General features: G+C 72.5%; 23 protein-coding genes and 1 pseudogene. 10 read left to right on the forward strand and 14 right to left on the reverse strand.

Features of this window, described 5'->3' with window-relative positions; genetic code table 11:
• Positions 1-2: 2 nt before the first annotated feature.
• The gene (gene bchI / locus PQI07_RS22280; RefSeq protein ID WP_043757036.1) at positions 3-1013 is read left to right on the forward strand and encodes a magnesium chelatase ATPase subunit I; all 1011 of its coding nucleotides are present in this window, start codon (positions 3-5) and stop codon (positions 1011-1013) included.
• A 268-nt stretch (positions 1014-1281) separates the two neighbouring features.
• Positions 1282-2907 (forward strand): annotated as a pseudogene (locus tag PQI07_RS22285) (magnesium chelatase subunit D).
• Between the two features lie 31 nt (positions 2908-2938).
• On the opposite strand, the gene PQI07_RS22290 reads toward PQI07_RS22285, so the two are convergent.
• Positions 2939-3085, reverse strand: coding sequence for a hypothetical protein (locus PQI07_RS22290; RefSeq protein WP_164706391.1), 147 nt, complete (start codon positions 3083-3085; stop codon positions 2939-2941).
• On the opposite strand from PQI07_RS22290, the gene PQI07_RS22295 reads away from it, so the two are divergent.
• The 6 genes from PQI07_RS22295 (at position 3084) to PQI07_RS22320 (ending at position 8055) form a co-directional block, all read left to right on the forward strand.
• A complete protein-coding gene (locus tag PQI07_RS22295; RefSeq protein ID WP_274927403.1) occupies positions 3084-3311 on the forward strand; it encodes a hypothetical protein in 228 nt (75 codons plus the stop codon). The genes PQI07_RS22290 and PQI07_RS22295 overlap by 2 nt on opposite strands.
• A complete protein-coding gene (bchO, locus tag PQI07_RS22300; protein WP_043354001.1) occupies positions 3305-4213 on the forward strand; it encodes an alpha/beta fold hydrolase BchO in 909 nt (302 codons plus the stop codon). The genes PQI07_RS22295 and bchO overlap by 7 nt, the downstream gene beginning before the upstream one ends.
• A 109-nt stretch (positions 4214-4322) precedes the next feature.
• Positions 4323-5108, forward strand: a complete 786-nt coding sequence (locus PQI07_RS22305; RefSeq protein ID WP_043383116.1) for a gamma-glutamyl-gamma-aminobutyrate hydrolase family protein — start codon at positions 4323-4325, stop codon at positions 5106-5108.
• Positions 5109-5275: 167 nt separating this feature from the next.
• Complete coding sequence (locus PQI07_RS22310) at positions 5276-5521, forward strand: ferredoxin (protein ID WP_043383119.1); 246 nt, start codon at positions 5276-5278, stop codon at positions 5519-5521.
• Complete coding sequence (locus tag PQI07_RS22315; RefSeq protein ID WP_274927404.1) at positions 5521-6792, forward strand: NAD(P)/FAD-dependent oxidoreductase; 1272 nt, start codon at positions 5521-5523, stop codon at positions 6790-6792. The genes PQI07_RS22310 and PQI07_RS22315 overlap by 1 nt, the downstream gene beginning before the upstream one ends.
• A 9-nt stretch (positions 6793-6801) precedes the next feature.
• A complete protein-coding gene (locus PQI07_RS22320; protein ID WP_043383124.1) occupies positions 6802-8055 on the forward strand; it encodes a cytochrome P450 in 1254 nt (417 codons plus the stop codon).
• Between the two features lie 40 nt (positions 8056-8095).
• Here the strand turns inward: PQI07_RS22320 and PQI07_RS22325 are convergent, their stop codons facing one another.
• Positions 8096-9835: a methyl-accepting chemotaxis protein gene (locus tag PQI07_RS22325; protein ID WP_043354008.1), complete on the reverse strand. Its 1740-nt coding sequence runs from the start codon at positions 9833-9835 to the stop codon at positions 8096-8098.
• A gap of 585 nt (positions 9836-10420) precedes the next feature.
• Between PQI07_RS22325 and PQI07_RS22330 the strand changes: the two genes are divergently transcribed.
• The gene (locus PQI07_RS22330; RefSeq protein WP_274927405.1) at positions 10421-11011 is read left to right on the forward strand and encodes a hypothetical protein; all 591 of its coding nucleotides are present in this window, start codon (positions 10421-10423) and stop codon (positions 11009-11011) included.
• Here PQI07_RS22330 and PQI07_RS22335 read toward each other — a convergent pair.
• The 9 genes from PQI07_RS22335 to PQI07_RS22375 all read right to left on the reverse strand — a co-directional run bounded on the left by PQI07_RS22335 (position 10978) and on the right by PQI07_RS22375 (position 21992).
• A complete protein-coding gene (locus PQI07_RS22335) occupies positions 10978-12750 on the reverse strand; it encodes a class I adenylate-forming enzyme family protein (protein WP_274927406.1) in 1773 nt (590 codons plus the stop codon). The two genes, PQI07_RS22330 and PQI07_RS22335, sit on opposite strands and share 34 nt — an antisense overlap.
• On the reverse strand, positions 12747-13517 hold the full coding sequence (locus tag PQI07_RS22340; protein ID WP_053608295.1) for an SDR family NAD(P)-dependent oxidoreductase: 771 nt from the start codon (positions 13515-13517) through the stop codon (positions 12747-12749). Before PQI07_RS22340 ends, PQI07_RS22335 begins: the two co-directional genes overlap by 4 nt.
• A gap of 220 nt (positions 13518-13737) precedes the next feature.
• The gene (locus PQI07_RS22345) at positions 13738-14514 is read right to left on the reverse strand and encodes an SDR family NAD(P)-dependent oxidoreductase (RefSeq protein ID WP_179698813.1); all 777 of its coding nucleotides are present in this window, start codon (positions 14512-14514) and stop codon (positions 13738-13740) included.
• Between the two features lie 2 nt (positions 14515-14516).
• Complete coding sequence (locus tag PQI07_RS22350) at positions 14517-15575, reverse strand: phosphotransferase family protein (protein WP_043353020.1); 1059 nt, start codon at positions 15573-15575, stop codon at positions 14517-14519.
• Positions 15572-16807: an acyl-CoA dehydrogenase family protein gene (locus PQI07_RS22355; protein ID WP_043383145.1), complete on the reverse strand. Its 1236-nt coding sequence runs from the start codon at positions 16805-16807 to the stop codon at positions 15572-15574. Before PQI07_RS22355 ends, PQI07_RS22350 begins: the two co-directional genes overlap by 4 nt.
• A 295-nt stretch (positions 16808-17102) precedes the next feature.
• Positions 17103-18608 carry an ATP-binding cassette domain-containing protein gene (locus tag PQI07_RS22360; protein ID WP_274927407.1) on the reverse strand — a complete coding sequence of 502 codons (1506 nt, stop codon included), beginning with the start codon at positions 18606-18608 and terminating at the stop codon, positions 17103-17105.
• The gene (locus tag PQI07_RS22365) at positions 18605-19525 is read right to left on the reverse strand and encodes a branched-chain amino acid ABC transporter permease (protein ID WP_043345981.1); all 921 of its coding nucleotides are present in this window, start codon (positions 19523-19525) and stop codon (positions 18605-18607) included. Before PQI07_RS22365 ends, PQI07_RS22360 begins: the two co-directional genes overlap by 4 nt.
• A gap of 313 nt (positions 19526-19838) precedes the next feature.
• Positions 19839-20714: a branched-chain amino acid ABC transporter permease gene (locus PQI07_RS22370; RefSeq protein ID WP_043386828.1), complete on the reverse strand. Its 876-nt coding sequence runs from the start codon at positions 20712-20714 to the stop codon at positions 19839-19841.
• 18 nt (positions 20715-20732) lie between these two features.
• The gene (locus PQI07_RS22375; protein ID WP_043386830.1) at positions 20733-21992 is read right to left on the reverse strand and encodes an ABC transporter substrate-binding protein; all 1260 of its coding nucleotides are present in this window, start codon (positions 21990-21992) and stop codon (positions 20733-20735) included.
• Between the two features lie 313 nt (positions 21993-22305).
• On the opposite strand from PQI07_RS22375, the gene PQI07_RS22380 reads away from it, so the two are divergent.
• Positions 22306-23331, forward strand: coding sequence for a cyclase family protein (locus PQI07_RS22380; RefSeq protein ID WP_053608293.1), 1026 nt, complete (start codon positions 22306-22308; stop codon positions 23329-23331).
• 29 nt (positions 23332-23360) lie between these two features.
• Here the strand turns inward: PQI07_RS22380 and PQI07_RS22385 are convergent, their stop codons facing one another.
• From PQI07_RS22385 to PQI07_RS22395, 3 genes are all read right to left on the reverse strand, one after another.
• Positions 23361-25373, reverse strand: coding sequence for an SDR family NAD(P)-dependent oxidoreductase (locus PQI07_RS22385; RefSeq protein ID WP_182592221.1), 2013 nt, complete (start codon positions 25371-25373; stop codon positions 23361-23363).
• A gap of 101 nt (positions 25374-25474) precedes the next feature.
• Complete coding sequence (locus PQI07_RS22390) at positions 25475-25633, reverse strand: hypothetical protein (protein ID WP_274927408.1); 159 nt, start codon at positions 25631-25633, stop codon at positions 25475-25477.
• A gap of 106 nt (positions 25634-25739) precedes the next feature.
• Positions 25740-26591 carry a DUF1206 domain-containing protein gene (locus PQI07_RS22395; RefSeq protein ID WP_043345966.1) on the reverse strand — a complete coding sequence of 284 codons (852 nt, stop codon included), beginning with the start codon at positions 26589-26591 and terminating at the stop codon, positions 25740-25742.
• Between the last annotated feature and the right edge of the window lie 57 nt (positions 26592-26648).

The following is a 26648-nucleotide window of genomic DNA, read 5'->3' on the forward strand; positions in this document are numbered from 1 at the left end:
CCGTGCCCACCTTCCCCTTCTCGGCCATCGTCGGCCAGGACGAGATGCGCCAGGCGCTGCTGATCGCGGCGGTGGACCCGTCCGTCGGCGGCGTGCTGGTCTTTGGCGACCGCGGCACCGGCAAGTCCACGGCGATCCGGGCGCTGGCCGCCCTGCTGCCGCCGATGCGGGCGGTGGCCGGCTGCCCCTACAATTGCGACCCCGACAGCCCGGCCGCATCCTGCCCGCATTGCGCGGAAGGCGGCCCGCGAAAGAGTCACAAGACACCGGTGCCGGTGGTGGACCTGCCGCTCGGCGCCACCGAGGACCGCGTGGTCGGCACCCTCGATCTGGAGCGGGCGCTCGGCGCAGGCGTGAAAGCCTTTGAGCCGGGGCTGCTCGCCCGGGCCAATCGCGGCTTCCTGTACATCGACGAGGTGAATCTGCTCGAGGACCACCTCGTCGACCTGCTGCTCGACGTGGCGGCCTCCGGCGTCAACACCGTCGAGCGCGAGGGCCTGTCCTTGCGCCATCCGGCGCGGTTCGTGCTGGTCGGATCCGGCAACCCGGAGGAGGGCGAATTGCGCCCGCAGCTCCTCGACCGGTTCGGGCTGGCCTGCGAGGTCGTGACCCCGAAGGACATCCCGACCCGCATCGCGGTGGTGCGTGCCCGCGACGCCTACGAGCGCGACCCGGAGGGCTTCTGCGCCGCCCGCGCCCGGGACGAGGCCGCGATTCGAAAGCGCCTCCTGCTGGCGCGGGAGCGCCTGCCGTCGGTCACCGTGCCGGATGCCGCCCTGGAGCGCGCGGCGCGGCTCTGTCTCACCCTGGGCACGGACGGGTTGCGCGGCGAGCTGACCCTGATGCGGACCGCCCGAGCGCTCGCGGCCCTCGATGGCGCCGGGGCCGTCACCGACGACCACCTCCGCCGCATCGCCCCGGCCGCCCTGCGCCACCGGCTGCGCCGCAACCCGCTGGACGAATCCGGATCCACCGCCCGGGTGGAGCGGGCGCTGGCGGAGATGTTTTCGTGACGGTCGCGCTGCCGGTCCGCCTGTCGTGGACCGGACGGACCGCGCCCGACCGGGTCGGGATGGCGCGCGGGTCTCCTCTCCCGTGCGGGAGAGGGACAGGGTGACGGACGTGCCCGATCCGGAAAGGTCTCCTCCCTCACCCCGACCCTCTTCCGCACGGGAGACAGGGGGCGTCGCGTCGCGTCCCGGGCAGGCCGAACCGGCGGCCCAGGGCGAGAACGCGCCTCTGCAGGACAGGCTTTTCAGCGCGTCGCATCCCTGGACCGACGTGCATCGCGCCGCCCGGCTCCTCGCCGCCGACCCGCATGGGCTCGGTGGCGCGGTGGTCCGCGCCCCTCCCGGACCGGAGCGCGAGCGCTGGCTCGAGACCCTGCGGTCCGCGTTGCCCTCCGGAACGCCCTGGCGGCGACTGCCGCCCGGCATCGGCGACGACAGCCTGCTCGGCGGCCTGGATCTCGCCGCGACCCTGGCGGCGGGCCGTCCCATCACGCGGGCCGGTCTGCTGGCGGAGGCCGATGGCGGGATCGTCGTCGTCCCCATGGCCGAGCGCCTGCCGGCCGGCACTGCGTCCCGCCTCGCGGCCGCCCTGGATGCCGGCACCGCGGTGGACCGGCCGGCCCGATTCGGCCTGATCCTCCTCGACGAGGGCGAGGCGGACGAGACGGTGGCCGAGGCGCTGGCCGATCGCCTCGCCTTCCGGATCGACCTGAACGGCCTCGCGGAGCCTCCCCCGGCTGAGCCGGAACCCGTCTCGGACGCTCCGGAGCCCGATCCGGTCGGGAGCCTCTGCGCCCTGGCCGAGGCCTTCGGGATCGCGTCGCTGCGCGGCCCGATCCTGGCGGTGCGGGTCGCGCGCGCCCTCGCGGGCGACGGGCCGATCGGCCGGGCGGAGATCGTCGCGGCCGGGCGCCTCGTCCTGGCGCCGCGCGCCACGCGCCTGCCCGCACCGGAAGAGCCGCGCCCCGAGACCGCCGAGGCGCCACCCGCGGACGCGCCTCAGGAGCAGCCCAGGGCGGAGACGACGGATCCGTCCGCCGCGGAACCCCCCGACGACGTCGTGCTGGAGGCGGTGCGCGCCGCCATACCGCCGAACCTCCTCGACCAGTTGCTGGCGGGGGGTCGGCGGCTCACGGCCGCGAAGTCCGGCCGGGTGGGGCAGGCGGCGGCCGCCCGCACCGGGCGCCCGGTGGGCTGCCGGCGGGGCGATCCGCGGCGGGGACGCCTGGACCTGCTCGCCACCCTGCGAACGGCCGCGCCCTGGCAGGCCCCGCGGCGCACGGGGGAGGAGACGCGCCGCATCGTGGTGCGGCGGGACGATCTGCGGATCCGGATCCTCAAGCAGCGGACCGAGACCACCACGGTGTTCTGTGTCGATGCTTCGGGCTCGGCCGCCCTGGAGCGGCTGGCCGAAGCCAAGGGCGCGGTCGAGCTGCTGCTGGCCGAGGCCTATGTCCGGCGCGACCGGGTGGCGCTGGTGGCGTTCCGCGGCACCGGCGCGGAGTTGGTGCTGCCGCCGACCCGCTCGCTCACCCGGGCCAAGCGCGGGCTCTCGGGGCTGCCCGGCGGGGCGGCACGCCGCTCGCGGCGGGGATCGATGCCGCGGTCGCGGTGGCGCTGGGCGTACGCCGCGGCGGCAGCCGGCCGGCGATCGTGCTGCTGACCGACGGGCGCGCCAACGTCGCCCGGTCGGGGAGGGGGACGAGCCCGGGCGGGCGCGGAGGCCCTGCAGGCGGCCCGCACCTTGCGGGCGGCCGGGCTGGCGGCCCTGGTGGTCGATACGGGGACCCGGGGCGAGGACGCCCGGGCGGTGGCGGACGCGATGGGCGCCCGTTACCTGAAGCTGCCGCGGGCCGAGGCCGGTCAGCTCAGCGCAGCGGTGCGGGCGGCGCTCTGAGCGCCCCGCTCTTCAGCCCCGGGGCGGGGTCTCAGAGGTCGCCGCCGATGCCGCTGTCGGCGAGGCGCTGGTGATGGGCGAGCCACGAGTTCAGCATCTCGCGGATGACGGCCTTGAGGCTCCAGCCGCCGGAGACCGGGGCGGCGATGTTCTGGGTCGAGGAGGTGAACAGGATCATGGCCTTCTCCAAAGTCCGGGGACGCGTGTTGCTCTTGCTCGCCCGTGATATGCCGCCGTTGTTGCGGCGCAGCAATCCGCTTCCTCTCACCGGTGGCATGCGGCCGCCGCATAGGATTATGCAGTGCTACGAAATACTTCCGGCCATGAACGATAGCACCGCCGCCGCCTATGGCACCTCCGGCCTCTCCGGTCATGCCGCATTGCGGGATGCGGACGCATGTTGACCGGCGTCGCGACCGACCGACCGGACTGGGCCGTGGAGGGTCGCGACTGGCCCCATCGGGAGGCCAGCCGCTTCGTGGAGGCGGCGGGCCTGCGCTGGCACGTCCAGGAATTCGGGTCCCCGGATGCCCCGACGCTGCTGCTCCTGCACGGGACGGGGGCGGCCACGCATTCCTGGCGCGGGCTGGCGCCGCTCCACGCCCGTGACTTCCGCATCATCGCCCCGGACCTGCCGGGTCACGGTTTCACGGATCCCCTGCCCGACGCCGACCTGTCCCTGCCCGGCATGGCCCGGGCCGTGGCGGGCCTCGTGGCGGCGCTCGGCCGGCCGCCCGTCCTGGCGGCGGGCCACTCGGCCGGTGCGGCCGTGCTGGCACGGATGTGCCTCGACGGCGCCATCGCCCCGCAGCTGCTGGCGGCCTTCAACGGCGCCCTGGCGCCCTTGCCGGGGGCGGCCAATCTGCTGTTCCCCGGCATGGCGCGGCTCTTGTTCCTCAACCCGCTCACCCCGAAGATCTTCGCCTGGACGGCGGACCGCGCCGCGGCCAAGCGGCTGATCGAGGGGACCGGCTCGCGCCTCGACCCGGAGGGCGTCGATCTCTACCGGCGGCTCTTCGCCCGGGCCGGCCATGTCCGCGGTGCGCTGGGGATGATGGCGAACTGGGATCTGGCCGGCCTGCACCGGGCGCTGCCCGGCCTCGCGACCCGGACCGTGCTGATCGTCGGCGGCGACGACAGGGCCATCCTGCCGGACACCGCCTTCGCCCTGCGCGACCGCCTGCCCGACGCCCGCGTCCGCCTGATCCGGGGTCTCGGCCACCTCGCGCACGAGGAGGCGCCGGAGCGCGTGGCCGAGGTGCTGCGCGCGGAGGCTTTGGACGCGGGCCTTCTGTCGCCGCCGTGACCCGGACGGGACTGGCGTCGGCCTTGCGTGGGTCGTAGAGCCTGCCGCGGGCCGCAAGGGCCTGCCGCTTAGACAGCACAATTAGCCAGCACAAGGAGCAGCCGGGACGATGGCGAGACCCGTGATCGGCGTCATCGGCAACGCCCGCCTGATCGACAATCGGTTTCCGGCGCAGATCGTCGGCGAGAACAACATGCGGGCGGTGGCCGCGGTGGCGGGAGCCCTGCCGCTGATGTTCGCCGCCGCCCCGGCGATCACCGACCTCGGCGACCTCCTCGATACCGTGGATGGCATCCTGCTCACGGGCGGCCGCGCCAACGTCCACCCGACCCGGTTCAACACCGAGCCCTGCGCGGCGCACGAGCCCTACGACGAGGACCGCGACGCCGTGGCTCTGCCGCTGATCGAGGCCTGCGTGGCATGCGGGGTGCCGCTGTTCGGCATCTGCCGCGGCTTTCAGGAGATGAACGTCGCCTTCGGGGGCAGCCTGCACCCGGAGATCCGCGACCTGCCGGGCCGGCTCAACCACCGCATGCCGCGCCTCCCGAACGGCGAGATCCATCCGGACCTGGAGGTGATCTTCGCCGACCGTCACGAGGTCCGCCTGACGCCCGGAGGCGCCTTCGCCCGTCTCCTCGGACGCGAGACGATCCGGGTGAACTCCCTGCACGGCCAGGGCATCCTCGAACCGGGCGGGCGGATCGTGATCGAGGGGGTCGCCGAGGACGAGACGGTTGAGGCGATCCGCGTCCGCGACGCGGCGGGCTTCGCCCTCGGCGTCCAGTGGCACGCCGAGCACGATCCGGCGACCAACCCGCTCAACCGCGCCCTGTTCGAGGCCTTCGGGACGGCCGCGGCGACGCGGCACCGGGCAAGGGTGGCCGGGGGGCGCTGAGGCGCGGCATCGGTCGCGGACGGCGATCCTGACGGGGCGCCGATGCGGCGGGCGGCCGCCGTCTCCACGCAGCCAGAGGCTGCCAGGCATCGGCGTCCAGGGTCGGGCGAATCGGGCCGCGACGACGGCCCGCGGAACCCGCACTGCCCGCCCGCGGTTGCCTCGCCATGTCCCCCTCTGCCGATGCGTCTTCCGGTCCCCCGTCCGGCCTGCGGGTGAGCGTCGATCTCAACCTGTGCCAAGCCTATGCCCAGTGCTGCTACGCGGCGCCGCGGCACTTCCGCATCGAGGGGCACGAGGCCCTGTTCTACGATCCCGCGCCCGCCGCGCAGGACCGGGACGACATCGAGCGGGCGCGCGTCGCCTGTCCGGTCCAGGCGATCCGGGTCGAGGATCCGGAGCGGGGGGCCTGATGGCGCAGCCCCCCGGGCGGGCCCTGATCGTGGGCGCCGGCCTCGCGGCCCTGCGCGGTGCCGAGTCCCTGCGCGCGGCGGGGTTCTACGGCCCGCTCACCATCGTCGGCGACGAGCCCCATCCTCCCTACGACAGGCCGCCGCTGTCGAAGCATGTCCTGACCGGTGCCGTCGCGGCCGACGCGACGACGCTGCCGGGACGCCACGGCCTCGCGGCCGACTGGCAGCTCGGCACGGCGGCCGTGAGCCTCGATCGGCAAGCCCGCACGGTCCGCCTCGCCGACGGGCGTGCCCTCCCGTACGATCGGCTGCTCATCGCCACCGGTACCCGCGCCCGGCCGTGGCCGAACCCCCACGAGGGCCGGCTCTCCGGCGTCTTCACCCTGCGCGGGCGGGACGATGCTGCCGCCTTGCGGCGCGCCCTGGCCGCCGGCCCGAGGCACGTTCTGGTGATCGGCGCGGGCTTCATCGGCTGCGAGGTCGCGAGCCTGTGCCGCCAGCTCGGCCTTCCCGTCACCCTGGTCGAGCCCGGCCCGACGCCCCTGTCCCGCGTGCTCGGCAGCACCGTCGGAGGGTTGATCGGCGCGATCCACGCGGGCCACGGGGTCGCGGTGCGCTGCGGCAGCGAAGTCGAGTGGCTGGAGGCGGAGGGCGGTCGGCTGGTGCGGGCCCACTTGGTCGACGGCGGCAGCATCGCGACCGACATCGCCGTCATCGCCCTGGGCGCGGTGCGCAACACCGACTGGCTCGAAGGGTCCGGCCTGTCTGCGGATTGCGGCGGGGTCGATTGCGACGCGCGCGGCTATGTCCTCGACACCGACGGCCAGCCCGATCCGCACATCGCCGCCGCCGGCGACGTGGCGCGCTTTCCCCATCCCCTCTACGGGGGCCGGCGCGTCGCCCTGGAGCACTGGAGCCACGCGGTGGCGCAGGGCATCCATGCCGGCCGCCTGCTCGCCGGCGCGGGACCCGAGGTGCCCTACGGCGCCCTGCCGACCTTCTGGTCGACGCAAGGAGACCTCGTGGTGAAATCCGCGGGTCTGACCGAGGGCGCCGACGCCGTGGCGATCACGCAGGGCGATCCGGCATCCGGCCGCTTCGTCGCCCTCTACGGCCGCGAAGGACGCTGCATCGCGGCGGTCTCGGTGGATTCCGCCCGCTGGCTGCCGGCCCATGCCGAGCTGGTCGCCGCCCGGGCCCCGTTCCCGCCGCACGGCGCCGCGACCGACCGGCCGAAGGCCGTCACGATCCTCGAGCCGGGCTTGCCCTAAGGAAACCGCATGCCCGACGCCACCCTCCTCAATCAGGTCAAGGATTTCGCCAACCGGCCGAATCCCTATCCGATCTATGCGCGGCTGCGGGAGAACCCCGTCTCGCGCCAGGACGACGGCACCGAGGAGGGCACCTGGGTTGCGGCGACCCACGGCACCATCGCCAGCCTGCTGCAGGACCCGCGGGTCAGCTCCGAGACCCTGCCCCCGGCCGACCGGCCGCGCACCGGCAACCCCCTCACCGACCTGATCGTGAAGCCGCTCAAGGACTGGATGATGGACCGGCACCGGGTCTTCATCTTCCGCGACCCGCCGGACCACGATGCCCTGCGCTCGGCGGTGATGCACCAGTTCAGCCGGGAGCGCGTTCAGGCGATGCGCGCCCGCTCCGACCAATTGGTCGCCGATCTGCTCGACGAGAAATGCGGCGCCCGGGAGATCGATGCGGTCGACGACCTCGCCTACCCGCTGCCCGTGACGGTGATCTGCGAGCTGTTCGGCGTGCCCCGGGAGGACGAGCCGAAGTTCCACGGCTGGGCGACGCAGCTCGCCACCGCGCTGGAGCCCGACAGCCTGTCCGACCCCGAGATCCGCGCCGAGAACAGCCGGACCTTCGACGCGATCGGCGGCTACATGGCCGACCTGATCAAGGACAAGCGGAAGCACCCGGGGGACGACATGCTGTCGGGGCTTGCCAACCACGCGACCCCGGCCGGGGTGAAGATGGGCGATTACGACCTGATCGCCACCTCGATCCTGATGCTGGTGGCCGGCCACGAGACCACCGTGAACCTGATCACCAACGGCCTGCTGACCCTGCTGCGCCATCCCGACGAACTGGAGCGCCTGCGGCAGGATCCGCTCCGGGCCCCGCGGCTGATTGAGGAACTGCTGCGCTACGAGCCGCCGGTGCAGTTCCGGACGCGGCGGACGCTCTCGGCCATCGACATCGCGGGCGTGACGATCCCCGAGGGCGCCGACCTCGTGCTGCTGCTGGCCTCCGGCAACCGCGACGGGGCCGTCTTCCCGGATCCCGACCGGTTCGACCCCGACCGCGCCGGACTCCGCCATCTCGGCTTCGGCGGCAGCCTGCATTACTGCGTCGGCGCACCCCTTGCCCGGTTCGAGGCCGAGGCGGCGCTGACCGCCCTTGCCCGCCGGCTCAAGGCGCCCCGGCTGATCGAGGACCCGCCGCCCTACCGGTCGGGCGCGGCGCTCCGCGGGCCCGAGCATCTGCGGGTGGCGATCGACGGGATCGCATGAGGCGCCGCCGGGCCGGCGGGTCGGCGGCGCACGATGCCCCTCAGGCGGCCTTGACGGCGGCGAGGAAGGTCGTGACCTCCGCGCCGAGGCTCGCCGAGTAGCGGGCCAGTTCCTGCGCGGCGCTCAGGACCTGTCCGGAGGCCGTCCCGGTGTCGCGGGCCGCCTGCCGGACGTCGGCAATATCGGTGCTCACCGCCTGCGTGCCCTGCGCCGCCTGCGTGACGTTCCGGACGATCTCGCTGGTGGCCGCGCCCTGCTCCTCCATGGCGGCGGCCACGCTGAGCGCCACCGTGCGCATCTCGTCGATCGTGCCCCCGATCGTCCGCATCGCCTCGACCGCCTGCCGCGTCTCGGTCTGTATGGCCGCGATCTGCGCCGCGATGGTCTCGGTCGCCCGGGCCGTCTGCGAAGCGAGCGCCTTCACCTCGCCCGCCACCACGGCGAAGCCCTTGCCGGCCTCGCCGGCGCGCGCCGCCTCGATGGTGGCGTTGAGGGCCAACAGGTTGGTCTGCCCGGCGATCCCGGCGATCAGGCCCATCACCTCGCTGATCTGGTCGGTGCCGCGGGACAGCACCTGCATCAGGGCGTTCGTCTGGGTCACATCCGTGCTGGCCCGGTCGGCCATCGCGGAGGACTGGGCGACGCGGGCCGCGATCTCGTGGATCGAGGCGGCCATCTCCTCGCTGGCCGCCGCCACGGTCTGCACGTTGCTCGACGTCTGCTCGGAGGCAGCGGCCACGCGCACGGACTGGTCGGTGGTCCGCGCGGCCGTGCGCGTCATCTCCCGGGCGGTGGCCTCCATCTCCACCGCGGCCGAGGACAGCCCCTGCGTCAGCGCGCCGACCTGCGTGTCGAACCGGGCGGTGATCGCGTCCAGCATCTGGGCGCGGCGCATCTTCGCGTCGTTCTCCGCCACGGCGGCCGCGTCGGCCGCGCGCTTGGCGATCAGGGCGTCCTTGAACACCTGGACCGCGCGGGCCATGGCGCCGACCTCGTCGCCGCGCCGCTGGTCATCGACCGTCACCGCGAGATCGCCGTCCGCGAGGCCGCGCATCGCCGCGGTCAGGCGGGTGATCGGACGCGCCAGGCTGTTGCCGACGAGGAGGAGCAGCGCCAGGATCGGCAGGGCGAGGCCGGCGGACCAGACGGCGATGGTGACCGCCCGGTCGCGCACGGCCGCGTGGACATCGTCCCGGTACAGGCCGGTGGCGACGATCCAGCCCCACGGCTTGAACATCTGCACGCTCGCGACCTTCTCCACCGCCACGGACCCGCCGGCGCGCGGCTTCATGTAGTCGACGAAGCCGGAGCCGTCGCGCGTGGCGGTCTCGACCATCTCGGCGAAGTAGCGCTTTCCGCCGGGGACGTCGGTCTGGTCCACCACCCGCTTGCCGACGTTCTTGGCGTTGAAGGCGTTGGCGATCAGGTGACCCTGGGCATCGAGGACGAAGAAGTAGTCCTCGCTGCCGAAGCGCAGGGCGGTGATCGCCGCGAGGGCCGCCTTCTGCGCCTCGGCGAGGGGCATCTGGCCCGCGGTGGCCTGCGCCTCGTAATGGCCGAGCAGGCTCTGCGCGACCTCGGTGAGGCGCTTCGTCATCAGGGCGCGATCCTCGAGCGCCGAGCTGCGCATGTCGACGTAGCTCAGCGCGCTCAGGGCGCCGATGGCCACGAGCACCAGGACCATCACGGCCGCCAGCTTGTGGCGGAGCTTGAGGTTGGCGAGACTGTGCCACGGCACGGCACGGTCGGCGGACGGGCGGCTGGTCTGGTTGGGAATCATCCGAGCACCGGAAGAGGACGCCTGCAGCCTGCCGGAACAGGGTCGCCGTCGGCGCTGCATCGAGCCACTTTCGCGCGATCGGGTTAGTAAATCGCAAAAATTCGCGACCGAGAGCCGGAACCATGAGGGCGGATCTCGAGAGGCGCCCCGTGAAAGCAGCCTATCTCAGTAAATTTACATAGATTAGTATCTAATTCTATTCGAGACGGGACAGCAACTCAACTGTTCACGGCTGTCCGGTCACGCTGTAGTGTGCCCGCCTGAAGCAGCCCGTGTCCGGCCGCAGGGGCGAGCGGCGGTCGGCCCGACGATCAGTCCGGTCTGCGCCACGAGCGCGAGCCTGTCCGGCCGCAGGATCCGTCATCGATCGGCAGGCTCCGATGGCGCCGGTCCGGCAGCGGCTCCCGGCCGGCAGGACCGCGGCCGCCCCGACACGGACCGCCCGAGCGGAGCGTCATCGGTATTAAACGTGCTTCGACGATCTTCATGGAAATGCAGCGACGGAATTCCCCTGTGCGGCAGTTCGATCTATTGTTGCATCGCCTAGCGGATCAGTCGGGAACGCCGCGATTTCAGGAGGGCACCATGTTGCACGGTGCGCGAACGAGCCTCGCCGCCCTCATCCTGGCCCTCGGCCTGGGCGGCGCATCCGCCGAATCCGTGGCCACGACCTGGACGGACCCACCGGCCCACAAATCGGCCACCGAAAAGGCGCCGGCCGCGGATCAGAAGGCGGCGGCGCCGGCAACGGCCGCCTCGACCCCAGCGGCGGCGACGAAGGTCCGGCCGACGCCCGCCAAACGGACGGCCGTCGCGGCGCGGCGCGAGCCGGAGCGGAAGGCGGCACGCGGCCCATCCTCGACCGCCAAGCGGTTCGCCGCCGCGCCGCGCCGGGCCCGCATCACCGCAGCGCCGGCCCGCATGATCCGCAGCGGCCCGCAGATCGCCGCGGCAGCGCCCCCGCCTCCGCCTGAGGGCTACGCGCGCTACCGCGCCTACAATTACGGGCCGGGCTATGGGTACGGCTACGCGCCGGACGACACCGACGACCGCCTCGATCGCCTGAGCAGCGCGCAGGCCGCCGGCTACGTCGTGGTCCGCCGCCGGACGGTGCAGTTCCCCGACGGCCGGACCCTGCGGGTCTACCGCCCGGACCCAGAGGGTGAGCCGTTCTGATCTGACACGCCTGCGAACACCGCCCGCAGGGGGGCCCTCAGAATCTTCCCGGCGGGGTTGCGCGGCAGGAGTTCGTCCCGGATCACGATCCGCACCGGGACCTTGAACGCCGCGAGCCGCGCGGCCGCGAAGGCGCGGATCTCCGAGGCGTCGGCACTCGACCCCTCCGCCAGAACCACGATGGCGCCCGGCTCCTCCCCGAGGGTCGGATGGGGCACCGGCAGCACCACGGCGTCGATCACGTCCGGATGGGCGTAGAGGGCGTTCTCGACCTCGCAGCAATAGATGTTCTCGCCGCCGCGGATCAGCATGTCCTTGATCCGGTCGACGATGGTCAGGAACCCCTCGTCGTCGGCGCGGGCGAGGTCGCCGGTGCGCAGCCAGCCCTCGGAAAGGGCCTCGGCGGTGGCCGTCGGGTCGTCCCAGTAGCCGCGGACCACGTTGGGGCCCTTCACGCAGAGCTCGCCGACCGCGCCCGGCGGCAGCACGTCCCCGAGGGGGTCGACGATCCGCACCTCGCAGACCGGCAGGGGCGGACCGCAGGACTCGGGATGCGCGAGGTAATCCTCGCCCTGGTGATGGGTGAAGGTCGCCGAGGTCTCGGTCATGCCCCAGCCGGTCCCGGGGACGACCTTCGGCAAGGCCTCGCCGAGCGTTCGCACGAGGTCGCCGGCGGCCGGGGCGCCGCCATAGGTGACGCCCTCGAGACTCGGCAGCGGCCGTCCGGCTTCCCGGGCGGCGGTGGCGAGCTGCCACGCGATGGTCGGGACGCCGCCCGCGCTGGTGCAGCCCTCCCGTTCGATCAGGTCGAGGGCCGCGTTCGCGTCCCAGCGGTGCATCATCACCAGCCGGTGGCCGCCGTAGAGCGCCGCCCCGAGGCTCGCGTGGCAGCCGGTGACGTGGAACAGCGGGATCACCAGCAGCGCCGCCCGCTGCGGCGCGGACGGGTCGGGCTTGGGCGGGCTCTCGCCCCGGCGCAGGGCGCTGCGCGCCGCCGAGTAGGGATAGGCCATCACCGTCGTGGCGGCCGCCCGGTGGGTGCCGACCGCCCCCTTGGGCTTGCCGGTGGTGCCCGAGGTGTAGAACAGCGTCGCGTCGTCCTCCGGACCGAGAGCGATGTCGGGCAGGGGCAGGTCGGGCAGGGCGGCCCAGTCCCGGACCGGCCCCACAATCTCGGCGAGCGGCATCGCACGGGGGTCCGGCTCCATCCGGGTGGTGAGGACCCGCTCCAGGGCCGGGCATTCGCCCAGATGCGGGGCGAGCCGGGCGAAGCGCTCGCCGTCGGCGATCAGCACCCGCGCGCCCGAATGCTGCAGGCCGTAGGCGAGCTCGGGCCCGGTCCACCACGCATTGAGCGGCGTCGCGATCGCCCCGGCGAGCAGGGCACCGAAATAGCTCACCGGCCATTCGGGCAGGTTGCGCTGCGCGATGGCGACCCGGTCGCCCTTGCGCAGGCCGGCCTCCACCAGGGCCCGCGCGAGGGTGGTCGCCGCCCGGGCGAAGCCCGTGAAGGTCACGCGCTCGTCCTGGTAGACAACGAAGGTCTTCTCTCCGTGCCCCCGGGCGATCCGGAACAGGTCGCGCAGGGTCGGCGGGGCCTTCTCCCAGATCCGGGTCGGCACGCCCCGGATCGGCACCGTGGCGATGGCGAAGGGTGCGCCCGGGGCGGTGAGCCGCGCCTCGGCCTCGCGGAAAGGCAGGGAAGGCCAGCCGGCGGGGATGCGGGGGTCGAGACTCATCGGGCGATGGTCACGCCGCCGTCGATGACCAGTGCCTGACCGGTCACGAACCGGCCCGCCGCGGAGGCCAGGAACACGGCGGCGCCGGCGATCTCGTCGGGCTCGCCGATCCGGCGCAGGGGCGCGGCGTCCGTGGTGGCGGCCAGCATCTCGGGATCCTCCCACAGGGCCCGGGCGAAATCGGTGCGGATCAGCCCCGGGCAGAGGCAGTTCACCCGCACGTTGGCGGGCCCGTACTCCACCGCGTAGTTGCGGGCGAGCTGGAGGTCGGCGGCCTTCGAGACGTTGTAGGCGCCGATCACCGGCGACCCTTTGAGCGCCCCGATGGAGGAGACGATGACGATCGCGCCGTCCCGCCGCGCCACCATGCCGGGGGCGACCCTCTGGATCAGCCAGTGGTTCGCCAGGACGTTGTTCTCGAGGATCTTCCGGAACTGCGCGTCGGAGATGCCGGCCAGCGGCCCGTAATAGGGATTGCTGGCGGCGTTGCAGACCAGCACGTCCACCGGGCCGAGCCGCGCCTCGGTCTCGGTGACCAGGGCTTCCAGCTCGTCCTTCACCGAGATGCTCGCCGGGATCGCCACGGCGCGGCCGGCGCCGTGCGCGGCCTCGATCTCGGCGACCACCGCCGCGCAGGCTTCGCGCTTGCGCGAAGAGATCACCACCCGGGCGCCGTGCTCGGCCATCCGCAGGGCGATCGCCCGCCCGATGCCGCGGGAGGAGCCGGTGATGAGCGCGACTTTGCCGGTCAGATCGAACAGGGACATGGCTCGCCTCCGCGCTGCGCAGGGCCGGACACGCCCGCCAGCTTGGTTCCGCGGGATCTGACGGTCGCGACGCGCCCCCTCTCCCGTACGGGAGAGGGTTGGGGTGAGGGGTGCGCGCTGTCCGGAAAGACCCGATCCCTCACCCTGTCCCTCTCCCGCACGGGAGAGGGGACCAGCGCCTCACGCGGCCACCGCTGGTGTCTCCGGACGCCGCCCATCCTCACGCCCCCGCCCGCATCGACCGGCGCAGGCGCGCCATGCCGGCAAGCCACCGTTCGGGATCCTCGGCCCGGCGGCGGGCGTATTCGGCCACCTGCGGGTGCGGCAGGATCAGGAAGCGCCCCGATGCCAGCCCATCCAGGGCGGCCTCGGCGACGGCCTCGGGTGACAGCACGCCGTCGCGCGACGCGGCGCTGGTCGCCCCCAGCATGGCGGTGTCGACGCCTTGCGGGCACAGGGCGGCGACCCGGATCCCGTCCGCGGCATGGGCGATGGCGAGATGCTCCAGGAAGGCCAGCGCCGCGTGCTTGGTGGCCGAGTAGGTGGCGCTGCCGATCTGGCTCAAGAGCCCCGCCGCTGAGACGGTGCCGAGGAACGCGCCCCCGCCTCGGGCGCGCCAGAGCGGGACCAGAACCCGCGCCGCGTGGACATGGCCCATCACGTTCACCGACCACGACCGCGCCCAGCTCTCCGGATCGGCAGAGGTGGCCAGCTCCGGATCGGGGTCGCGCTCCAGGATGCCGGCATTGGAGCAGTAGAGCGCGATGGGACCGATCCCGGCCTCGATGCCTGCGAGGGCAGCAGCGACCGCCTCCGGGTCACCCACGTCGATGGCATAGGCCCGTCCGCCGAGTTCCACCGCCACGGCCTCAGCCCCGGCGCCGTCGCGGTCGAGGGCGACCACGGTCGCGCCCCGGGCCCGGGCCGCCGCGGCGAGCGCCCGGCCGATGCCCCGGGCGGCCCCCGTGACGGCGACGACGCGGCCGGAAAACTCCATGCTCAGGCCCCCGCCCGCTCGGCGAAGCCCCAGGCCGCTTCGGCAAGCTTCGGGACGCGTGCCGCCATGGCGGCGGCGTGCTCGCTCGCGGCGTTGCCCGCCTTGGCGCGGGCGGCCACACCCTGCAGGATGCCGACCAGCCGGAACAGGTTGTAGGCGAAGTACCAGTCGAGGTCGGGCAGGCTTTTCCGATCCGCCGCCCGGCAGTAGAGCGCCACCGCCTCGTCCCGTGTGGGAATGCCCAAAGCCGGCAGGTCGAGCCCGCCGAGCCCGCTGCGCCCGTCGGCCGGCAACTCCCACTGCATCAGCAGGTAGCTGAAATCGGCGAGCGGGTCGCCGAGCGTCGACAGCTCCCAGTCGAGCACCGCGCTGACGCCGCCGTCGCGGGAAAAGATCAGGTTGTCGAGGCGGTAATCACCGTGGACCACGCAGGCGCCCTGCTGCTCCGGCACGGTCCGAGGCAGCCACGCGATCAGCCGCTCGACGTCCTCCAGGCGCCCGTCCTCGGCGGCGCGGTACTGGCGGGTCCAGCGGTCGACCTGCCGGGCGAAGTAGTTGCCGGGCCGGCCGTAATCGGAGAGCCCCGCCGCCTCCGGGTCGATGGCGTGCAGGCGCGCCAGCGTGGCGATCATGCCGGCATAGTGCCGGTGGCGGGCATGGGGATCGAGGCCCGGCAGCGCCCCGTCCCAGTGCACCGCGCCGTCCACCGCCTCCATCACGTAGAAGGCCGCGCCGATGATGTCCGGGTCCTCGCACAGCGCGAAGGGCCGCGGCACCGGGAAACCCTCGCCGTAGAGGGCGCCGATCACCCGGAACTCGCGGTCCACCGCGTGCGCGGAGGGGAGGAGCGGGCCGAAGGGTTTTCGCCGGAGCACGTAGGCCTGGGCGGGCGTGTCGAGCCGGTAGGTCGGGTTCGACTGACCGCCGCGGAACTGCCGCACGGTGAGCGGGCCGGCGTAGCCGCGGACGTGGCCCTCCATCCAGGCGGCGAGCTTCGCCTCGTCGATCCGGTGGCGCGGCTCGACCGGCTTCACGCCGGAGAAGACATCCGCGTCGCTCATGCGCCCTCGCGGGCATTGGTGTAGCGCCCGAATTCCAGCCGGGCGATCGAGCGGTTGTGGACCTCGTCGGGCCCGTCGGCGAGCCGCAGGGTGCGGATATGGGCGTACATCCTGGCGAGCCCGAAATCCTCCGAGACGCCGGCCCCGCCATGGGCCTGGATCGCGTCGTCGATCACCTTCAGCGCCACCCGGGGCGCCGCGACCTTGATCATGGCGATCTCGAGCTTGGCGCCCTTGGCGCCGACCTTGTCCATCATGTCGGCGGCCTTCAGGCAGAGGAGGCGGGCCATCTCGATGTCGATCCGCGCCTCCGCGACCCGCTGCTCCCAGACCGACTGCTCGGAGATCCGCTTGCCGAAGGCGACCCGGGACACGAGGCGGCGCGCCATGGCCTCCAGGGCCACCTCGGCGGCCCCGATGGTGCGCATGCAATGGTGGATCCGGCCCGGCCCGAGCCTTCCCTGCGCGATCTCGAAGCCGCGGCCCTCGCCCAGGATCAAGTTCCCGGCCGGCACGCGGACATGCTCCAGCACCACCTCGCCGTGGCCCTTGGGGGCGTCCTCGTAGCCGAAGACCGGCAGCAGCCGCTCCACCCGCACCCCCGGCGTGTCCATCGGCACCAGGATCTGCGTTTGCTGCCGGTGGCGGGGGGCGTCCGGGTCGGTCTTGCCCATCAGGATCGCGATCCTGCAGCGCGGGTCGCCGACGCCGGTCGACCACCACTTGCGGCCGTCGATGACGTAGTGGTCGCCGTCCCGGCGGATCGACGTCGCGATGTTGGTGGCGTCCGAGGAGGCGACCTCCGGCTCGGTCATCAGGAAGGCCGAGCGGATCGCGCCGGCCATCAGGGGCCTGAGCCACGCCTCCTTCTGGGCGGGGCTGCCGTAGCGGTGCAGCACCTCCATGTTGCCGGTATCGGGCGCCGCGCAGTTGAAGACTTCCGAGGCGATCCCGACCCGGCCCATCGCCTCGGCGCAGAGCGCGTAATCGAGGTTGGTGAGGCCGGCGCCGCGGTATTCCACCGTGTCGTGCTCGGGGGAGGGCGGCAGGAACAGGTTCCACAGGCCCTCGGCCTTCGCCCGGTCCTTCAGCCGCTCCATCGTGGGCGAGGGGGCACGGCTCTCCGTCCGCTCGGCCGCGACCGCGGCGGTGGCCGGCAGGATCTCGGCGGCGATGAAGGCGCGGACGCGGTTCAGCCAGTGCGTCTGGGACTGGGAGAGGTTGAAGTCCACGGTGTCCGCTCCCTAGGGTTTTCCTGCCGGCCAGCGCACCAAGCTGTGCGAGCCGGCTGCCCGCCGTCCCACTGCCTTCACCCGCGGCGCGACGGGCCCCCTCTCCCGTGCGGGAGAGGGTTGGGGTGAGGGACGAGAACTCTCAGGATCAAGCAACCCAGCGACGCGCGTCCCTGGCGCGCCGCCTCCGGACAGACCTGATCCCTCACCCTGTCCCTCTCCCGCACGGGAGAGGGGACCTGCGCTCCAACCCGAATCGAACGTGGATCTTGATCGACCCGGATCACGCCACCCCTCACAGATAGGCCGATCCCATCTCGCTGGCGAAGCGCTGCGGCGGCCCCTCCCAGACGATCCGCGCCTGCTCCAGCACGTAGACCCGGTCGGCGTGCGGGAGCGCGAAGGTGACGTTCTGCTCGCCGAGCAGGACCGTGATCGGCGTGGTCTGCCGCAGCTTCTCCAAGGCTTTCGACAGCAGCTCCAGGATCACCGGGGCAAGGCCGAGCGTCGGCTCGTCGAGGATCAGGAGGCGCGGCCGCATCATCAGCGCCCGGGCGATGGTCAGCATCTGCTGCTCGCCCCCCGACAGGGTGCGGGCGCTCTGCGTCTCGCGGGCCTTCAGGATCGGGAACAGCTCGTAGAGCCAGTCGCGCTGCCTGGCGCTCTCGGCCTTGGGGAAATGCTGACCGCCGAGGTCGAGGTTCTCGCGCACGCTGAGGTCACCGAACAGCTCGCGGGTCTCGGGCACCTGGACGATGCCGGCCCGGGCGATGGCGGCGGGCTTCATCGTCGCGAGATCCCGGCCGTCGAACCGGATCGTGCCGGTATGCGGCACGAGGCCCGAAATGGCGTTGAACAACGTGGTCTTGCCGGCGCCGTTCAGGCCCACCACCGAGACGAACTCGCCCTCGTGGACGTGGATCGAGGCGGCGCGGAGCGCCTGCGCCTTGCCGTAGAGCACGTCGACACCCTCGACGGTCAGCAGCGAATCCGGCTTGAACGCGGCTTCCGGCCGGGCCGCCGTCTCGATGCTGCCGCCGAGATAGACCCGGCGCACGGTCGGGTCGGCCATCACGGACTCGGCCGAGCCCTCGGCGATGCGCTCGCCGAGATACATGGCGAACACCCGGTCCACGAGGGCCGCGACGCTCTTCACGTTGTGGTCGACGAGGAGCACGGCCTTGCCCTCGTCGCGAAACCCCCGGATCAGCTCGGAGAAGGCCGCGACCTCGCCGCCGGTCAGGCCCGCGAAGGGCTCGTCGACCAGCACCACCCGGGGATCGCGGGCGATGGCCTTGGCGAGCTCAAGCCGGCGCAGATCCGCGAAGGGCAGGGTGCCGGGCCGCCGGTCGACCACGGCGCCGAGGCCGACGCGCTCGGCGATTTCTTTCGCGCGCCGCGCGACGTGGGGATCCGCGACCAATCGGATCAGGCTGTCGGGCAGGAGCGCGAGGCTGATGTTCTCCAGCACGGTCTGCCGCTGGAGCGGCCGCGCGTGCTGGAACACGAGGCCGATCCCGGAGCGCGCCACCCGGTGGGCCGGCATCCCGCCGATCTCGGCGCCGTCGAGGCGGATCGAGCCGGCGCTCGGCCGCTCCAGCCCCATGATCAGCTTCATCACGGTGGACTTGCCCGAGCCGTTCGGGCCGATCAGGCCGAGGATCTCGCCGGGCCGCAGGTCGAGATCGACCTCCTTGACGGCGACGAGGCCGCCATAGCGCTTGGTCAGGCCGCGCACGGTGAGGCAGGGCTCGGCCAGGACGGGAGACACGGCCGGCGGGGGTGCCACGGCGACGGTCATCGGGCGCTCCGGAAGGACGCGAGGCCGAGGAGCCCCGAGGGCACGAACAGGATCACCAGCAGCGCCACCGCCGACACCACGAAGGTCGAGAGCCCGCCCAGCGGGCGCAGCAGCTCGCCCGCCGCGATCAGGAACACGGCGCCGAGCGCCGCGCCCACGATGGTGCGGCGGCCGCCGAGCACCGCCGCGATGATCACCTGCACGCCCACCGAGGTGTTGATCAGCGTGCCCACCGAGGCGGTGCCCATGTAGAAGACCACCAGCCCGCCCGCGAGGCCCGAGAAGGCGGCGCTCACCGCGAAGGCCGCGAGCTTGTGCTTGGCGACGTTGAAGCCGAGCGCCCCGGTCACCACCGGATCCTGGCCGGCGGCCTGGAGGATCAGCCCCGCGGGCGAGCGGGCGATGGCCGTGAGGATCAGGCCGGAGACCGCCATGAAGCCGAGCGCCAGCCAGTAATTGGTGTCGGCGTCGATCGATATGACGTCGGGGACGGTCAGGCCGATCTCGCCGCCGGTGAGGCCGGAGAAGACCACGATCATGTTCTGCAGGAGCAGGACCGCCACCAGGGTGATCAGCCCGAAATAGGGGCCGCGGACCTTGAGCGCCGGCAGCGCCAGGGCGAGGCCGCCGACCACGGCGAGCACGGTCCCGGCCGCGAGGCAGTAGGGGATCGGCAATTCGTAGCGGTTGTTGAGGATGCCGGCGCCGTAGGCCCCGAGCCCGATCAGGAAGGTCGGGCCGAAATTCACCTCGCCGGCGAAGCCGAAGAGGAGGTCCCAGGCCATCGAGAACACGCCGAAATAGTAGGCGATCGTGAGCAGGCCCAGGATGTAGCCGGAGACATACCAGGGGAGGGTGGCGGCGGCCGCGACGGCGAGGATCGCGATCCAGAAGCCGGGGGTGGTGAGGAGCTTCATGGATGAGCCGCACCAGGATTGATGATCAGGGCTTCAACGCTGATGAAAGAACGCGACGCACCCCCTCTCCCGTGCGGGAGAGGGTTGGGGTGAGGGTCGAGATTGTTCAGGATCGAGCCCGTCCTCGACGCGCGTCCCGCCTTCTCCGGGCGCCGCACGCCCCTCACCCTGTCCCTCTCCCGCACGGGAGAGGGGACCCGCGTCTCGTCTTGCCGCCGCCGCGGCGGCGCACACGCCGTTCGAATCCGGGAGCCAGCACTGGGAAGGGCGTTCATCACGCGCCCGGCGAAGACTCTGATCTCGAGGACCGCCATCAGCGCCGCCCCAGCAGGCCCTGCGGGCGCAGGTACATGACGGCGACGAGCAGCAGCAGCGCCGGGATGACCCGGTAGGCCGGCGAGATCAGGTAGGCGGTGGCGGTCTCGAGGTAGCCCACCACGTAGGCGGCGATCAGCGAGCCGGTGACGCTCCCTAAGCCCCCCAGCACCACGATCGAGAAGGCGCTCGCGGTGAGCGGCCCCACCGAATACGAAGACACCCCGAGGAACATCCCGAGCAGCACCCCGGCGATGCCGGCCAGAAGCCCGTAGATCGCCCAGACCGCGACGTAGATCTTCGCCATGTCGTGGCCGAGCAGCGTGACGCCGCGCGGGTTCATGGAGGCGGCGAGCAGGACCTTGCCGGCCCGCGCCCGGTTCACGAACAGCCAGAGCAGCCCGATCACCACCCAGCAGATCAGCGCGGTGAAGAGCTCGTTCTTCGGCGTGCGGACGCCCGCGATCTCCACCACGCCCTCGATGAGCGGCAGCACGGTCTTCGGGTTGTCGGTGAAGAAGTAGGCCACCAGCTCCTGGATCATGATCCCCCAGAGCAGCGTGCCGGTGAGCACGAAGATTTCCTTCTCTTCGCGCGGGATCGCCCGGCTGCGCTCGATCGGCGCCACGACGGCGAAATAGGTGACGAGGGCGCCGGCGAGCCCGCACAGCACGCCGATCGCCGCGCCCGCATAGGAGCCGAGCCCGAACAGGGCCGAGGCCGCCCAGGCCGCCACCGCGGCCATGACCATCAGGGCGCCGTGGGTCAGGTTGAGGACGCCCGAGACCCCGAAGATCAGAGTGAAGCCCATCGCACCGAGGGCGTAGAGGGCCGAGATCGCGAAACCGTCGACGAGGATCTGGAGGCCGATCATCGCGCTCTCCCTGTCCGCCTACGGGACCGCCGCCTTCACCGCAGGGGGCAGGATCATGGTCCCGTTGGCGGTCGCCGCCGGCCAGATCGCCACCTGCTTGCCGTTCTGCCACTGGCCGAGGACGCTGGTCATCAGGCCGGGGCCGTACTGGATCGAGTGGGTGAACGGGTCGTCCTTGCCGTAGAACTTCAGGTGCCCGACGGTGCCGACATAGTCGGTCTTCTCCAGGGCCTCGACGAGCTTGTCGGCCTCCGTGGAGCCCGCCCGCTTGATCGCCTCCGCGGTGTAGTAGACGGCGTCGTAGGCCATGAAGCCCGCGTAGGAAGGCGCCCCGCCGAAGCGCTTGGTGAAGGCCTCGGAGAACGGGATCGTCTTCTCGGTGAGCGCCACGCCCGGCAGCGCCACGCTGTCGAACAGCACGCCCTGCGTGCCGCCGTTGGTGTTGGCCCAGAAGGTCGAGGAGGTCGCCTGGCCGCTGATGCCGGTCATGGCGATCGGCACCTGCTGGTTCTGCCACTGCACGGTCGGCTGCACGCCGACATGGGCGATGCCGGTGACGATCAGGTCGGGCTTGGCAGCCTCGATCTTGTTGTAGATCGGCGTGAAGTCCCCCGTGTCCGGCGAGAAGCGGACATGCTCGACCACCTTGAGCCCGGATTTCGGCAGGCATTCCTGGTAGGCGGCGTCGAGCGGCCGGGTCCAGGCGGCGTCCTCGCTCATGATCGCGGCGGTCTTGGCCTTGAGCGTTCCGACCAGCACCTCCTTGGCCGAGTCGCAGACCGCCTGCGCTAGGGCGTGGGAGGTCAGGTAGCCGTGGAAGGTGTACTTGTTCCGGGCGTAGTCCTTATGGACGTTCACGCTGATCTCGTTGGAGGCCGCGCCGGGCGTGATCATCGGCGTCTTGAGCCGCGCCGCCCAGGGCATCAGCGCCAGCACGACCTCCGAGATGTAGCTGGCGATGACGACGTTGACCTTGTCCTCGGAGACCGCCCGCTGGAAGGCGCGGACCGCGTCGGAGGCGGAGGACTTGTCGTCGTAGGTGACAACCTGGATCTGGCGCCCGTCGATCCCGCCCTTGGCGTTGATCTCGTCGGCGGCGAGCTGGACCGCCTGCGGGATCGAGGCCCCGGCGACCGACTGCGCCTCGGCGATCACCCCGATCTTGATCGGATCCGCGGCCCGGACGGGCCCGGCGGCGACCAGCCCCGCCGCGATCAGCGCGGGCAGCATGCGCCGAATCGGGGCAACCCGAGCGGCGGCGCGCACGGTCTCGGACATCGGCGCTTCCTCATCCCAGTGCCCGAATTTTATATTCGCGGGCTTGGGACGGACTGTACCCGCGCTCCGACGGATCACAAGGGGCCGATCGGGACCGGCCGGTGACGTTTGCACCGAGTCGTTTTCCGCCCGGGGTATCGCGGCGCGCCGCCGCGTCCTAGGCTCGCAGCGGCCCTGCGAAGCGCGGGCCCGGCGGCCTCGAAGAAGGGCACGGTCTGGTGAGGAACGCACGCTCGGCCGCGGCCGGGGTTCGCCCCGGACCGCGGCCCTGGAGCCTCGGGAAGCGGCCCGCACGGGCAGCGGGAGCTCGGCCATGACCCTGCGCTGGACCCGGCGGCCCGAGGGCTCGACCTGGGGGGATTTCGGCCCCGACGACGAGCTGGGGCGCCTGAACCTGCTCACCCCCGAGAAGGTGCTGCAGGGCGTCGCCGAGGTGCGCGCGGGCCTGACCTTCTGCCTCAGCCTGCCGCTGGACCTGCCGGGCGGCAACGTCCTGAACCCGCGCCGCCACCCGCCCCAGATCACACCGACCCGCCGCGCCGACGGCCGGCCGAACATGAACTTCCCGGTCTGCGAGGAGGTCGACGGCGCCACCGACGTGATCTGCGACGACCGGGCGCTGATCCACCTGCAATACTCGACGCAGTGGGACTCGCTCGCCCATGTCGGGTCGCTGTTCGACGCGGACGGCACGGGCGCGACGCCGACCTACTACAACGGCTTCCGCGGCGGCCGGGACATCGTCGGTCCGAGCGCGCCGGAGGCGGCGGATCAGCCGTCCCGGGCGAAGCGCCTGGGGATCGAGCGCCTCGCCGAGACCGGCATGCAGGGCCGCGCCGTGATGATCGACCTGCGCGCCCATCTCGGCGACGCCAAGACCAAGGTGGGTTACGACCAGCTCGCCCGGATCCTGGAGGCCGATGGCGTCGTGATCGAGCCCGGCGACATGGTCTGCCTGCATACGGGCTTTGCCGAGCGGCTGATCGCCATGGGCGGCGATCCGGACCCGAAGCTGGTCCACAATCTCTGCGCCGGCCTCGACGGGCGGGACCCGCGGCTCCTCGAGTGGATCACCCGAACCGGGCTCTGCGCGCTGATCGCCGACAACTACGCCGTGGAGGCCTACCCGGCGGGACCCGGTCCCGCCTGCTGCGCGACGCTGCCGCTCCACGAGCACTGCCTGTTCAAGCTCGGGGTCAATCTCGGCGAACTGTGGCACCTGACGCCGCTGGCCGCGTGGCTGCGCGCCCATGGACGGAGCCGCTTTTTGCTCACAGCCCCGCCGCTGCGCCTGCCCGGCGCGGTGGGCTCGCCGACGACGCCGATCGCCACGGTGTGAGCACCGGGCGGCCTCAGGTGCCGACCGGATCAGCCGAGGGCGGCGGGCGCGGCGGCGGCGCGCGGCGGATCGCCGACCGGCTCCGCGGCCGGCTCCGCAGCCGGCTCCGCGGCTTCCTGGGGCGGCCCGGGACGGAGGACGGCGCGCTCGCGGAAATGCGGGATGGCCGCCTCGAACACGGCCTCGGCGGCGGCCCGGTCGCCCGCCGCCACGGCGTCGCGCAGCCGCACCACCCAGCCGTCGAGCCGGGCCCGGTCGGCGAAGACCGGCCGCGCCGCCATCACCCCGTCGATGCCCGGCAGGGCGATCCGGGGCTCCTCGCGGGCGAACAGGATCTCGTTGAGCCGCTCGCCGGGCCGGGCGCCGGTATAGGCGATCTCGATCTCCGCGCCGGGCTCGAAGCCGGCCAGCCGGATCATCCGCTCGGCGAGCTCGGCGATCCGCACCGGCTGGCCCATCTTGAGCACGTAGACCGCGGCACGCTCCGCGCCCGCCCGGGCCTCGCCGTCGGCATGCGAGGCCGCCGTCAGCACGAGGTCGCAGGCCTCGCGCACGGTCATGAAGTAGCGGACCATGTCGGGGTGGGTGACGGTCACCGGGCCGCCCCGGGCGATCTGCGCCTTGAACACCGGCACCACGGAGCCGGCGGAGCCCAGCACGTTGCCGAAGCGCACGGCGATCAGCCGGGTCGCGTGGTTCGGCCTGACCGATTGTTCGGCGTCGAGGGCCTGGGCGACCATCTCGGCGAAGCGTTTGGTGACGCCGAGCTGCGAGACCGGCTCGATCGCCTTGTCGGTGGAGATCATCACGAGCGCCCGGGCGCCGGCCGCCACCGCGGCCTCGGCCACGTTGATCGAGCCGAACACGTTGGTCTTGATGCCCTCCTGCCAGTCCCGCTCCAGGTAGGGCACCTGCTTGAGCGCGGCGGCGTGGAGCACGTAGTCCGGCCGGAACGCCGCGATCACCGCGTGCGTCCGCTCCCGGTCGCGGATATCGGCCAGCACGCCGGTCACGTCCGCCTCCGCGGCCAGGATCGCGGGGTGGCTGAGGATGCCGTGGAGGGCCGGCTCGGAGGATTCGAGCACCAGCACGGCGGCGGCCCCGAAAGCCACGGCCCGCAGGCAGATCTCCGAGCCGATCGAGCCGCCGCCGCCGGTGACCACGACCCGGCGTCCGGCGAGGAACGCCTCCAGGCGCGGGCGATCGATGGCGACGGTCGGCCGCAGCAGCAGATCCTCGATCTCGAGCGGCGCCAGTTCCGGGCCCTGGACGCCCTCGCCGAGACCGACGACGCGGGCGAGCGGCAGGCCGAGGCGCCGGGCGCGGGCGATCAGGTCGTCGGGGGCCGCCTCGGGCACGAGGGCGCTCGGGGCCGCCACCAGCCGCCGCACCGGCGCGCCGCGGTTCGCGAGGTCGGCGACCACGCGCTCGAGATCGGGGAACCCGCCCAGAACCGGCACGCCGCGCATGAACTGGCCGCGCTCGTCCGCCCGGGGCGACAGGATGCCCCGCGGGGCGAGCTTCTTCACGGAGCCCGTCTCGATCGCCCGGAGCAGCACGTCCATGTCGGCGCCACGGCCGAGGAGCAGGGTCGGGACGGTGGCGGCCCGCGCGCTCGTCTGCCGGGAGCGGGTATCCTTGAGGTAGCGGAACGCGAGCCGGGTACCGCCCAGGAAGAAGATCTGCAGGACCCAGTACAGCAGGATCGCGATCTTGCCGAAGAAGTAGAAGCCGTACAGGTCGGACGAGACCAGGACCCAGTCGGTCACCAGGAGCGCCAGCGCCAGGACGCTGGCCGCCCGGACGATGCCGGCGAGATCCTGCAGCGAGGCGAAGCGCCACTTGGTCCGGTAGAGCCGGAACCGGCCGTAGACGAGGCCTGCGAAGACCAGGAACGGCGGCAGCAGCAGGGGCAGGGCGTGCAGGCGCTCGGCGAGCATGCCGCCCTGGAAGCGGAACAGGAAGGTGAGCACCACGGCGGCAGCGGTCGCCGCGAGGTCGTGGGTCACCATCACCGCGGTCTTGTAGAGGCGCTGCTGCATCGGGTGCCGGATGGGATGCCGCGGGGTATCCGCCGCGGCACCGGCCCTGTCAACGCGCCGCTCCGGCCCCGCGCCACACGGACGCGCGACCGCTGGGCGTATTACCTGCCGAGATTGCCGCCGAACCCGGATTTGAAATTCTTCTGATAAGTGCGCCCTTTCACCGGGTCGGCCTTGTCGACCATCAGAATTTTGACGCGCTCATTGAAGTCTTCCGTGGTCACGGTCTGTGCCCGACCGGTGATCAGAATTCTAGCCATCTTCGCCTCCGCAACATCGCCCAGGGCACAGGATCGCGCGGAGGGTCTGTTTTACTTGGTGTGTGGCCAGCCGATTACAATCGGAGCAGCCTCAGAATTGCCAGGCTTAGGTCAGCGCCCGGGCCGCGGCGCCGGCCGCATCGTCCACACGGTCGATGTCCGGGGCCTCGATATGCCGGTACCGCGCTTGAATCAGCCCGAAGGCACCGAAAGCCGCGTGGCCCGCCGCGGCGAGCCCGAGCAGCACCCAGCCGTAGGGCTGGGCCCGCAGCAGCGCGAAGGCCTCGGACAGGCCCTTGGCATCCGAGGAGCGCTGGTGCCACGCCGCCGCCACGAGGAACCCGCCGATGATCAGGAAGGCGAGGCCCCGCGCCGCGTAGCCGAACCGGCCGATCGGGCCGGCCCAGCGGTCACGGGCCTGCGGGTCGATGGCGAGTCGGTCGGTGACGTCGCCGCGCCAAGCCTTGCCGAGGAAGCCGAAGCCGCCTCCGACGACCGCGAGGCCGACGAGGGCCACGAGCCAGCGGCCGAAGGGCTTGCTCAGGAGCCACGCGGTCCCGTCATGCACGCCGTCGCCGCCGCTCATGCCCAGGCCGAGGCTGAGCGAGGCCGCGCTGGCGGCGAGACCGAGATAGAGCACGGCGCTGATCAGGTGGGCGCCGCGCACGGCGAGGCCCTTGGCCGAGGTGCCCCGCCGGTCGGCATCCGTGATGCCCTCGACGAGGCGCCAGAGGGCGAATCCGGCGAGACCCAGGGCGATCAGGCCGACGATGGCCGCGCCGAACGGCCCGGCCATCACGGCGCGGAGCGCGTCCTTGCTGTCCCCGGCCCGCCCGCCATGCCCCAGGGCCGCCAGCAAGGCGAGGCCGCCGACCACGATGTAGACGACACCGCGGGCGCCGTAGCCGAAGCGGGCGATGCGCTCGATCGTGTTGCGGCCCCCGGGAAGCGTCCTCATCGGCAGACCTGGGAAGCCGGGATACGGATGTTCGTCACGGGCTGCCTCGATGAGCGA

It is taken from the genome of Methylobacterium sp. 092160098-2, from assembly GCF_028920805.1.
GTDB lineage: Bacteria > Pseudomonadota > Alphaproteobacteria > Rhizobiales > Beijerinckiaceae > Methylobacterium > Methylobacterium fujisawaense.